This window comes from Streptomyces sp. NPDC058375 (assembly GCF_042723425.1).
Lineage (GTDB): Bacteria > Actinomycetota > Actinomycetes > Streptomycetales > Streptomycetaceae > Streptomyces > Streptomyces durocortorensis.
This window is the reverse complement of sequence record NZ_JBHXJG010000259.1, coordinates 1-9,890: the sequence shown is the minus strand read 5'-3', so window position 1 is coordinate 9,890 and position 9,890 is coordinate 1. Positions and strand designations below refer to the sequence as shown.

Sequence of the window (9,890 nt, the reverse complement as noted above, 5' to 3'; positions counted from 1 at the left end):
CCGGATCTCACCGGCCCGGGCGGCGTCAGCGCGTGCCGATACGGGCGAAGGAAGGCCGCTCGGCGGTCCGCAGCCGACGCAGCGCGTGGCCGCCGCACCGACGCCACTCCTTCGGCGAAACCCGCGGGCGGTGCCCGTTGGTGACGAGCGCGTTCACCGATGTCATCGGGTCCGCCGCCATCGTCTTGGCCAGCAGCACGCCGACCACCAGCGGGAGCAGCGTGACGGCCAGGGCGGAGCCGGCGGTGGTGACGTGCTCGATACGGGGGCGGCGCGGCGCTTCGGAGGTCATACGGCCATCGAACAGCGGCCCGGGCGCTCCGGACATCGGGGAACGTACTCAGGGGGGCGGGACCGGCATACTCAGCCGCTCGCGGGGGGACGCTCACAGCGGCCGGGTGCACGGGCCCCGGCGCGCGTCGGACCACGGAAGGACCGCCTCGATGGGTGACAGCCAGGAACGTGCGGGCGACGGTCACGGGAGTCCGGCCGCGGCGGTGTTCGACGCGCTGGGCGCGGAGTACGAGCGGGCCTTCGCCTCATCTGCCGCCCACCGGCAATCGCTGGAGCGGCTGCTGATGGATCTCGCCCCGGGGAGCCGCGTGCTGGACGTGGGCAGCGGGACGGGCCGGCCCACGGCGCAGACCCTGACGGACGCGGGGCACCGGGTGCTGGGCGTCGACGTGTCGCCGGTGATGACGGCGCTCGCGGCCCGGCAGGTCCCGGGGGCCGAGTTCCGCTGCGCGGACATCCGCGATCTTCCGCTGGCCGAGGGTGAGTTCGACGCGGTCTGTGTGTACTTCTCGCTGTTGCAGCTGGAGCGCCGCGAGCAGGTCGAGCTGCTGGAGCGGCTCGTCCGGGTGCTGCGGCCCGGCGGGCTGCTGGTCGCCGCGACGGTGCCGGTGGACGTCGCGGGGGTCGACGCGGAGTTCATGGGGCAGCCGGTGCGGGTCTCCAGCTTCGGGGCCGAGGAGTTCACCGCCCTGGTCGCGCGGGCGGGCATCGCCGTGGAGTGGACACGCAGCGCGCTGTTCACCCCGGAGCATCCGGCGGGCGCTCCCGAGCCGCACGTCTTCGTGCACGGCCGACGCATCTGACGGCGCAGTCATACCTCTCGGAACTCTTCACACTCTCCACCCATTGGCAATCACAAAGAACAAGCCGAATGAATGACTTGGGTGGCGCATTTACGTTCCTTCACGAGAAGGTAATGCGATAGCAAAGTTCTGGTCTATATGCTCAGGTGTAGTCGTATCCGTACGGAGCGGCCGGAGCGAGCCCCATTAGGGCTACCGTCCGGCAAACCGCAAGGTGAAGAACCCTTCATCTATTCCGAACACGTATACGGATACAACTAGTGCATTCGTCGATATGACCCGACCACACCGCTCCCCGGTACCGCCGGATGCAGGAGGCAGGCCACCATGCAGTCCCTCGTAGAACACGCCCGGACATTCACCGAGCACGTCGCCGCGAACGCAAAGGATTTCGAACGTCTCGCGGACGGCCAGACCCCCGAAGCACTCTTCGTCACGTGCTCGGACTCGCGTGTCGTCCCCTCGCTGATCACCGGCGCCCGCCCGGGTCAGCTCTTCGAACTCCGTACCGCGGGCAACATCGTTCCGCCCTACCCGGGCCAGGACCGGCCCACCGGTGAGGCCGCCACCATCGAGTACGCGCTGTGCGTGCTCCAGGTGCGCGACATCATCGTGTGCGGGCACTCCCACTGCGGCGCGGTGGGCGCGATCCTCCGCGGCGACGACCTCTCCGCCATGCCGGCCGTCCGCCACTGGCTGGAGCGCTCCACGGACGGCCGGACACCCCCCACCGACGCCGGCGACCTCCCCGGCGCGGTCCAGGCCCACGCCCTCGCCCAGCTCGACACCCTGCGCGGCTACCCCGCGGTGCGCGAGCGGCTCGCCGAGGGCTCCCTCGGCCTGCACGCCTGGTACTACGAAGTGCACACCGGCTCGGTCAGCGTGCACCGACCCGAACGCGGCACCGAGTTCGCCCGCCTTTGACGGCTCTCCCTCCCCCCACGTCCCCGCGCTCGGCCCCGGCCGGGCGCGACCGTACCCACAAGGGAAGCCATCGTGATTTCCGCGAAGGACCTCAAGAACCCCCACGTCGTACGCCGTGACCTTCTGGCGTCACTCGTCGTCTTCCTGGTCGCGCTGCCGCTGTGCGTCGGCGTCGCCGTCGCCTCCGGGGTGCCGGCCGAACTGGGCCTGGTCACCGGCATCGTCGGCGGACTCGTCGTCGGCCTCCTCCCCGGAAGCAAACTCCAGGTCAGCGGCCCGGCAGCCGGGCTCACCGTCCTCGTCTTCGAGGCCGTCAAGGAGTTCGGCCTGAGCACGCTCGGTCCGATCGTGCTCGCGGCCGGGCTGCTCCAGGTCGTGCTGGGGCTGGCGCGCTTCGGCCGCTGGTTCCGCGCCATCTCCGTCTCCGTGGTGCAGGGCATGCTCGCCGGTATCGGGCTGATCATCGTGCTGGGCCAGGTGTACGCCATGGCCGACCTCGAACAGCCTGGCAGCGGTCTCGCCAAGCTGGCCGGGCTCCCCGGTCTCGCCGTCGACATCGTCACGAACCAGGAGGCCCTGACCGCCTTCGGCCTCGGCGCGGGAACCATCGCCGTGCTGCTGCTGTGGCCGAAGCTCCCGGCCCGGGTGCGGATCGTCCCGGCACCCCTCGCCGCGGTCGCCCTGGCCACCGCGGTCGCCTCGCTGGCCGGGCTGAGTCCCGCGGTGGCCGACGTCAACGGTCTGCTGCACGCCATCGATCTGCCCGGTGGGGCGGAGTTCTCCCGGCTCGCCGACGTGGCGGTGATCGGCACGGTCCTGGCCTTCGCCCTCATCGCCTCGGCGGAGAGCCTGTTCAGCGCGGCGGCCATCGACCGGATGCACGACGGGCCCCGTACCGACTACGACAAGGAGCTGGTGGCCCAGGGCGTCGGCAACACCATCTGCGGGGCCCTCGGCGCCCTGCCGATGACCGCGGTCATCGTCCGCAGCGCCGCCAACGTCCAGGCCGGGGCGACCACCGCGCTCTCCCGGGTCGCGCACGGCCTGTGGCTGCTGCTCTTCGCCGCGCTGCTGCCCGCCGCCGTCGGGATCATCCCGCTGGCCGCGCTCGCCGGGATCCTCGTGCACGCCGGGTGCAAGCTGGTGCCCGCCAAGGAGTTCGGCCCGCTGTGGCGCGAACACCGCGGGGAGGCCGTCCTGTTGGCGATCACCGCGATCGCCATCGTGGTGACCAACCTCTTCGAGGGGGTCGTGCTCGGTCTGCTGCTGGCGGTGGTCAAGTCGGCCTGGGAGACCTCGCACGTCCAGCTCACCACCCATGAGCTGACCGGCGGCCGGGTCGTGGTGACCCTCACCGGGAACGCCACCTTCCTGCGACTGCCCCGGATCCTGGAGCAGTTGGAGAAGCTCCCGCAGGACCAGCCCATAGAGCTGGACCTGACCGGGCTGCGCCACCTCGACCACGCCTGCCGGGTCGCTCTGGAGAACTGGGCGCGCCGGCACAACAACGCGGAGATCGAACCGGTGACGATCCGCCGGTAGGCCGGTCGGCCGGTCGGTCGGTCAGGCAGACAGACAGACCGACAGGCAGACAGGCAGACAGGCAGAGAGCGGAACGGGACGCCGGGCGCTTCATGTGAGCGGCCGGCGTCTCGGCGTCCCGCCGAAGTAGCGGCGTAAGGCCAGGGGTCCGGCCCTGCGAAGTCGTGTGATCAGGCCGCCTGGGCGAGGAGTTCCGCGCGGCCGAAGAGGAGCGCGTAACCGGGCGGCAGGCAGCTGACGACGTCGGCGACGAGGTCGTCGCCGACCAGCGCGGCAAGCTGACTCAGGACCACCCCGGCGTCCCACCGGGCGGTCGCCGGGGTGCCCCCGGTCCGCTCGGCGAGTTCACGGACGAAGGCGGCCCCGGGAAGCTGCTTCACGGCCGGAACCTCCGCGGCGAACACGCGGGCGGCCTCCTCGGGCAGGGCGGCGGCGAGCGCGACCCGCTCGTCACCGGTGACCTGCCGGCCGAGCGCCCCCAGCACGGCACGCAGGCTCTCCTCGGCACGTTCGCGCGTGGGGTAGGCGCCCTCGTACCGGATCTTCTCCAACAGCAGGCCAAAGGTCGTGTCCATCGGTGCGCCGGCGTTCCGAGGCTCGTGGATCATCGTGGCGGCAGCCCTTCTCGTCCGTACTGCTCATGTCGATGCGCTGTCCGCCCCCGCGACTCGTCGTCGAGTCGGCGCGGTGGCGGACAGCGGGTGGATCAAGGTCAGGTGCTCTTCGGATGCCCGCCGAAGAGCAAGTCATACCGAAGAAAAGGGGAGATTCGTACCGGCCTTCGCCGCTGTCGCGGGCGGACCTGGGTCAGCCCTTGATCTGCTTGCGCCGGGCCTCCCCGCCGATGGCGATCCTGCGGGGCTTGGCGCGCTCGGCGATCGGGATGCGCAGGGTCAGCACGCCCGCGTCGTAGTCGGCGTCGATCCGTTCGGTGTCGAGCGTGTCCGCGAGAACGATCTGGCGCGAGAAGGCGCCCAGCGGCCGCTCGGAGAGCTCCATCTGTACGTTGTCGGCGTTCACGGCCGGCCGGCGTTCGGCCTTGACGGTCAGCATGTTCCGCTCGACGTCGATGTCGATCGCGTCCGGCGCGACGCCGGGAAGATCGAATGCCACCACGTACTCGTCGCCCTCCCGGTACGCGTCCATCGGCATCGCCGAGGGCCGCGACCAGGTGCCGGGGCGCAGGAGCTGCTCGGTGATCCGGTCGAGTTCACGGAAGGGATCGGTACGCATCAGCATGACGGAAACACCTCCAGTCGATCGGGCGGATAGCCCGCGCTTTTCACCTGACACCGTTGTAGCATGTCATCCATTCGATGACAACTGACCATGTCACCGAAAGGACGACAGCATCGTCGAGCACACCGAGGAGCCCCCATGTCCCCATCGGCCCACGCCGAGCCGCCCCCTCGCCCCGCCCCGGACGCCGTCTCCTTCCTCGCGGCGGCGGCGGCCCTCAAGGCCATCGACGCGGCGGTCCGCGACGCGCACGCCGGCGCCGACGGCGCCTTTTCCGCCCCGCAAGCCGGCCTGGAGCGGTCACAGGCCCTGGCCTCGCTCCAGCTGCTGCGCGAAGTCCGGGAGCGGCTCGCGGGCTGGGAGACCGGGCTGATCGAGACGGCCCGAGCGGCGGGAGCGAGCTGGGCCGACCTCGCGGACCCGCTGGGCGTCGCCAGCCGGCAGGCCGCCGAGCGCCGCTATCTGCGGCTGCGCCCCGGCTCCGCGGGGAGCACCGGGGAGCAGCGGGTCCGGGCGACCCGGGACCGCAGGGCGGGAGACCGGTCGATCACGACGTGGGCGCGGGAGAACGCGGCGGACCTGCGGTCCCTCGCCGGGCAGATCTCCGCCCTGGCCGACCTCCCCGCCTCGGCGGACCCCTCGCTGGAGCGGCTCCGCAGGGCGCTCGGCGCCGACGACGCGGCCGCCCTGGTCACCCCGCTCACCGCGCTCCACTCCCATCTCACTCCGGAGCACCGGGAGTTGGCGGACCGGGTGGATTCGCTCACCCGCCACACCGGCCGGCTGCGCGAGGACACGGCAGCCCGGCGACGGAACGACTGACCGTACGGCCGCGGGCCCGGGCGTTCTCGCCCGGGCCCGCTCCATGCTCCATGGACGGTCGTGCCGCTCCCCCGCCCCGCCGTACGGATACAGCCAACGGCCACGGCTGTGCCTACGGCTACGGCTTGCGGGCGACGAGCCCCCACTGGTCGACCGGTACCGCGTCGTCCTCCTCGGGCCGCCAGCGGTCGATCGACACGAACCCCGGCTCGACCAGCTCCAGGCCGGCGGCGCAGTCGGTGATTTCCTCCGGTTCCCGGACGAGGTAGGGCGGGTTGTCGCCCGACGCGTACGCCTCCTGCGCCGCCAGCGTCTGCGGAGTCTTCACCGTGTCGCAGAGCACCAGGAAGCTTCCGGACGGCATCCGGGCCAGGTACCGCTGGACGACGGCGATGCCCTCGGCCGGGGCGAGATGGCCGAGCGTCGAGAGCAGGAGTACGGCGACGGGCTCGGACAGGTCGAGCGTCCTCGCCGCCTCGTCCACCACGGTGTCGACCGCGGAGAGATCGGCTTCCACATAGGCCGTGCCGCCCTCGGGCGCGCTGGTCAGCAGGGCCTCGGCGTGGGCGAGGACGATCGGGTCGTTGTCCACGTAGACGATCCGCGACTCGGGCGCGATGCTCTGCGCGACCTCGTGCGTGCTGTTCGCCACCGGCAACCCGGTCCCGACGTCCAGGAACTGGCGTACCCCCGTGGAAGCCAGGTAGCGGATCGCGCGGATCTGGAAGGCCCGCGAGGCCCGGGCGATGTCGACCATCTGCGGGTAGGCCGCGCTCACCACCTCGGCCAGCTCCCGGTCCACCGGGTAGTGGTCCTTGCCGCCCAGCCAGGCGTTCCAGACGCGCGCCGAGTGGGGGACGTCGGACCGGATCCTGCGGCGGAAATCGTCGTCGTCGACGCTCATGTCTCTCCTCTGCCGGCTCTCCGTACACGGTGGTTGGCCGGGTGCGCCCCGGCCGGGCCCCCGGTGGCGACCGTACCGCGCCGCCCGGCGGCACGCAGTGGAGGCGAGCCGGGGCCGGGCGCTCAGAGAATCCGGCCGACGAGCCCGAAGACCCAGGTGATCAGCACCCCGAGCAGGATGAAGACCCCGACGGTGATGACACCGCACCACGACCAGCCGCCTCCGGTGTCCAGCCCGTGGTCGTCCCGCCCGCCCAGCTCCCCGTCGAACAGATCCATGATCCGTCCCCTCCCCCGTGTCCCTCGCGTACGGAACCCCCCGGTTCCGCAGGGACGTAATGTCCCACGCCGCCGCCCGCCCGGTCGAGCCGGCTGGGCCCGACCGGGAGCGGCGGCGTCACGGCAGGTCGGTCCACCCGTGGGCCGTACGCCAGTGGCCTCCCGCTCGCAGGTGTCGGACCAGGGAGCGGTGCAGGGTCGTCTCCTGCGGCAGGCGGTCGAGGTCGGCTGTTCCCGGCGGTGCGTGGAAGACGAACTCCAGCACGTCGTCGTCGCCCACCGGGCGGGCCCCGAAGGCCGCGAAGCGCCGTTGGAACGCGAGGATGTTGGAGCTTTGCGGGAGGTGGTCGGCGAGTTGCGGGTCCAGGAGCCAGGAGCTGCACGTGGCGTGCCGGTGGCGGGTGCCGGGGAAGTGGCGGGCGTGGAACTCCCGGGCGGCGGCGAAGGAGGCGTCGCAGCCGGAGGGGTCGAGCGGGCCGTCGCCGGGGATGTGCACCTGGAGGACCTGGTCTCCGTGGGCCGGACCCCCGGCGGTTGCCGCGTCCCCACCCGTGGCGTCCGCGTCGAGGACGCCCCGCTCGAACTGGAGGCGGCCGAGCCGGTGCAGGGCGCCCCGGAAGTGGCGGACGATCCACCGCTGGCGGTCGAAGCCGCCGGTGCCGTGGCCGGACCGGTACGTGGTCAGCTTCGCGCCGAGGTCCGCGAAGGTGGCGGCGACGACGTCGTCCGGGATGGCGAGGCGGCGTTGCCGCTCCAGGGCTTGCGGGAGGGCCAGGACGTAGAGGTGGACGTAGAAGTAGCGGCCCGCGCTGCCGAAGGCGGTGGGCGCGGCGGGCCAGTCGGGTGCGGCGGACGGGACGTCGGGGCCGGGGTCGGCGTAGAGCTGCTGGTGGCAGCGGACCAGCGCCTCCCACCGGGCGGGGTCGCGCCCCGGGTCCGGCAGACCGGCGGCCACCTCGTCCCGGTCCGGTCCGGGGACGGCCAGCAGGTCCATCCGCTCGGCCAGCTCCGCGGCGGTCGGTACCACCGGGTCGGCGACGGTGGGGGCGGCGGGCTGGCCGGCGAGGGCGTCCAGCCACTGTCGTACGGCGGCTTCCGGGTCGGCGGGACGTTCCGCGTCGGCGGTCATGCGTGGGCCGCCCCGATGAGCTGGTGGCGGAGCCGGTCCAGTTCGCGGATGCTGTCGTCCAGGCCGCCCGGGCGGGACCTGAGGAGCCAGCAGGCGCGTTGCTCGGCGAGCAGCGGCTCGATCCGGCGCAGCAGGCGGCGCGCGGTGGCCGGGTCGATCACGTCGGCGTCGGGGACAGCGGGGGCGGGGGCGGGGGGGTCAGGGCGCCGGGCCCCCCCCGCCGCCGGGGGGGCCCGGCGGCGGGGGGGGCGGGGGGCCCCGGGTCGGCGGGGGCCTCGGAGACCGAGACGACGTCGGTGTCGGCGTCAGTGCGTACGGCGGCGCGGGCCCGCAGCACGTCCACGGCGAACTCCGCGAGTGCCACGGCATGGTGGAGTTCGCGGCGCACCACATCGCCGTCGGCGGCGGCCGGATCGGCCGCGGTGAGGTCCTCACGGCAGGCGGCGAGCGTCGCGGCCACCCGGTCCAACGCCTCCGGCGTCGGGAGGGACGGCAGCGGGACGGCGGGGTCGGGGAAGAGGGCCCGGGCGATCGGCGAGCCGTTGAGCAGCGGCACTCCCAGGTCGCGGTGGAGCCGGCCGAGGCGTGTCAGGACGCCGCCGGTCAGGCGGGCCTCGTCCAGCAGGACGTGTTCGTCGAGGACGGCGGCGATGTCGAGGTCCCGGTTGGTCTCCAGGGACCAGCTCACCGCGCCGCCGAAGACCACAGGACCGTACGCCACCGAAGGCGCGTCCCAGTGGCCGTGGTCGCCCCAGGAGGTGAGCAGGAATCCTTTCGCGGCGTTCTCCCGGCCGGTCTCGGCCGCGTCGAGCATGTTGTCCACGGCATTGTCGATCCGGCCGAGGAGGGAGTTCCAGTTGCTCGCGCCGGGGGCGACCCAGAACGGCACTCCGGCCTCGGAGAGCAGCTTGCCGCGCGAGCGGAACCCTTCGCGGAGGTTGTCGAAGTCCGCGCCGAGCCGCTGCCAGGTGCGGGCCTCGGGCGTGTCGCCGTCGATGACCTCGGACAGCACCCGGGGCCCGTCGTACTGCCACACCACGGGCACGGCTCCCGGCGGGACGCGGTCCATCAGCTCGGGGTGGTCGGCGAAGACGTCGGCCCAGAACTCTACGGTGTAACCGGCCTCCAGCCAGGGGGCCATGAGCCGGGTGACGAAGGAGAAGTAGACCTCGCCGACGCCCTGTTGGGCGATCCGCTCCGCGGAGGCTCCGCGCCCCAGCTCGAAGGGTTCGTCGGCGCCGATGTTGAGGCGCCTGGACCGGACCTCGCGGGCGACCTCCTCGACCAGGGCGGTGGCGAAGGCGGCGTTGTCGTCGGTGGGTTCCAGGGTGCTGGGCGGGCGGTGGACGCCGCCGCGTTCGAAGCCTTCGGGGTTCTCGGCGCGGTGGGCGTGGCGGGGGTGGCGCAGGAAGCGTTCCATGTGGCCGAAGGTGTTCTGGTTGGCCACCAGCTCGATGCCGGCGGCGGCGCAGCGCGCGTCCAGCCAGCGCAGGTCCTCGGCGGTGAGGGGGGTCGCGTCCTGCCAGGCGTCCCGGTGGTCGCGGAAGGCGTAGGTGTGCTCGCCGTACAGCTCCAGCTGGGTGAAGCGGGAGAGGGCGAGGATCTCGATCCAGCGGGCCAGGGTGCGGCGGGTGGGGACGCGGTCGCGGCTGATGTCGAGGAGGAAGCCGCGGACCGGGAAGTCGGGGTGGTCGGTGATGGTGTAGCCGGTGGCGGTGTAGTCGTGCCCGGCGCGGAGCTGGTCGAGGGTGGCCAGGGCGTAGCGCAGACCGAGGGCGTCGCGGTGGTCGATCACGACGCCTTCCGGGCCGGTGCGCAGCCGGTACCCCTGCGGCGGTAGGCCCGGGTCGGGGTTCGCGTGGACCGGGGAGTCGAGGGCCGCGCCGCCCGGAGTCGTCGTCAGGGAGCGCGGGGCGGGGAAGGGGGTGACGGGCACGGTGGGGCTCCGGGGTGGT

General features: G+C 72.8%; 12 protein-coding genes. 4 read left to right on the top strand and 8 right to left on the bottom strand.

From position 1 onward, the window contains the following. Nucleotides 1–25: 25 nt before the first annotated feature. Nucleotides 26–292 carry a hypothetical protein gene (locus tag ACFWM7_RS29630; RefSeq protein ID WP_030587200.1) on the bottom strand — a complete coding sequence of 89 codons (267 nt, stop codon included), beginning with the start codon at nucleotides 290–292 and terminating at the stop codon, nucleotides 26–28. Nucleotides 293–443: 151 nt separating this feature from the next. Between ACFWM7_RS29630 and ACFWM7_RS29625 the strand changes: the two genes are divergently transcribed. From ACFWM7_RS29625 to ACFWM7_RS29615, 3 genes are all read left to right on the top strand, one after another. Next, the gene (locus tag ACFWM7_RS29625; protein WP_383266294.1) at nucleotides 444–1,097 is read left to right on the top strand and encodes a class I SAM-dependent methyltransferase; all 654 of its coding nucleotides are present in this window, start codon (nucleotides 444–446) and stop codon (nucleotides 1,095–1,097) included. Between the two features lie 327 nt (nucleotides 1,098–1,424). After that, nucleotides 1,425–2,021 (top strand): carbonic anhydrase, encoded by a 597-nt coding sequence (locus ACFWM7_RS29620; protein ID WP_383266291.1) that lies wholly within the window; start codon nucleotides 1,425–1,427, stop codon nucleotides 2,019–2,021. A gap of 72 nt (nucleotides 2,022–2,093) precedes the next feature. Further along, on the top strand, nucleotides 2,094–3,563 hold the full coding sequence (locus ACFWM7_RS29615; protein WP_383266288.1) for a SulP family inorganic anion transporter: 1,470 nt from the start codon (nucleotides 2,094–2,096) through the stop codon (nucleotides 3,561–3,563). Nucleotides 3,564–3,733: 170 nt separating this feature from the next. Here ACFWM7_RS29615 and ACFWM7_RS29610 read toward each other — a convergent pair whose 3' ends face one another. Further along, nucleotides 3,734–4,171 carry a DUF2267 domain-containing protein gene (locus ACFWM7_RS29610; protein ID WP_383266285.1) on the bottom strand — a complete coding sequence of 146 codons (438 nt, stop codon included), beginning with the start codon at nucleotides 4,169–4,171 and terminating at the stop codon, nucleotides 3,734–3,736. A 199-nt stretch (nucleotides 4,172–4,370) separates the two neighbouring features. Beyond that, nucleotides 4,371–4,802 (bottom strand): Hsp20/alpha crystallin family protein, encoded by a 432-nt coding sequence (locus ACFWM7_RS29605; protein WP_383266283.1) that lies wholly within the window; start codon nucleotides 4,800–4,802, stop codon nucleotides 4,371–4,373. A 138-nt stretch (nucleotides 4,803–4,940) separates the two neighbouring features. On the opposite strand from ACFWM7_RS29605, the gene ACFWM7_RS29600 reads away from it, so the two are divergent. After that, on the top strand, nucleotides 4,941–5,624 hold the full coding sequence (locus ACFWM7_RS29600; protein ID WP_383266280.1) for an HSP18 transcriptional regulator: 684 nt from the start codon (nucleotides 4,941–4,943) through the stop codon (nucleotides 5,622–5,624). A gap of 118 nt (nucleotides 5,625–5,742) precedes the next feature. On the opposite strand, the gene ACFWM7_RS29595 is transcribed toward ACFWM7_RS29600, so the two are convergent. The 5 genes from ACFWM7_RS29595 to ACFWM7_RS29575 all read right to left on the bottom strand — a co-directional run. Beyond that, entirely contained in the window at nucleotides 5,743–6,528 is a 786-nt protein-coding gene (locus ACFWM7_RS29595; RefSeq protein ID WP_383266277.1) for an SAM-dependent methyltransferase, read from the bottom strand. A 122-nt stretch (nucleotides 6,529–6,650) separates the two neighbouring features. Next, nucleotides 6,651–6,806 carry a hypothetical protein gene (locus tag ACFWM7_RS29590; protein ID WP_356569803.1) on the bottom strand — a complete coding sequence of 52 codons (156 nt, stop codon included), beginning with the start codon at nucleotides 6,804–6,806 and terminating at the stop codon, nucleotides 6,651–6,653. Between the two features lie 118 nt (nucleotides 6,807–6,924). After that, complete coding sequence (locus tag ACFWM7_RS29585; RefSeq protein WP_383266274.1) at nucleotides 6,925–7,935, bottom strand: acyltransferase domain-containing protein; 1,011 nt, start codon at nucleotides 7,933–7,935, stop codon at nucleotides 6,925–6,927. Beyond that, a complete protein-coding gene (locus ACFWM7_RS29580) occupies nucleotides 7,932–8,096 on the bottom strand; it encodes a hypothetical protein (protein ID WP_383266271.1) in 165 nt (54 codons plus the stop codon). The genes ACFWM7_RS29585 and ACFWM7_RS29580 overlap by 4 nt, the downstream gene beginning before the upstream one ends. Continuing rightward, the coding region (locus tag ACFWM7_RS29575) for a glycoside hydrolase family 20 zincin-like fold domain-containing protein (RefSeq protein WP_383266268.1) at nucleotides 8,093–9,890 on the bottom strand (1,798 nt) is incomplete at its 5' end. The genes ACFWM7_RS29580 and ACFWM7_RS29575, both read right to left, overlap by 4 nt.

Coding starts and splice junctions, on each gene's coding strand:
- ACFWM7_RS29630 (WP_030587200.1), bottom strand. CDS start 292: ATGACCTCCGAAGCGCCGCGCCGCCCCCGTATCGAGCACGTCACCACC.
- ACFWM7_RS29625 (WP_383266294.1), top strand. CDS start 444: ATGGGTGACAGCCAGGAACGTGCGGGCGACGGTCACGGGAGTCCGGCC.
- ACFWM7_RS29620 (WP_383266291.1), top strand. CDS start 1,425: ATGCAGTCCCTCGTAGAACACGCCCGGACATTCACCGAGCACGTCGCC.
- ACFWM7_RS29610 (WP_383266285.1), bottom strand. CDS start 4,171: ATGATCCACGAGCCTCGGAACGCCGGCGCACCGATGGACACGACCTTT.
- ACFWM7_RS29605 (WP_383266283.1), bottom strand. CDS start 4,802: ATGCTGATGCGTACCGATCCCTTCCGTGAACTCGACCGGATCACCGAG.
- ACFWM7_RS29600 (WP_383266280.1), top strand. CDS start 4,941: ATGTCCCCATCGGCCCACGCCGAGCCGCCCCCTCGCCCCGCCCCGGAC.
- ACFWM7_RS29595 (WP_383266277.1), bottom strand. CDS start 6,528: ATGAGCGTCGACGACGACGATTTCCGCCGCAGGATCCGGTCCGACGTC.
- ACFWM7_RS29590 (WP_356569803.1), bottom strand. CDS start 6,806: ATGGATCTGTTCGACGGGGAGCTGGGCGGGCGGGACGACCACGGGCTG.
- ACFWM7_RS29585 (WP_383266274.1), bottom strand. CDS start 7,935: ATGACCGCCGACGCGGAACGTCCCGCCGACCCGGAAGCCGCCGTACGA.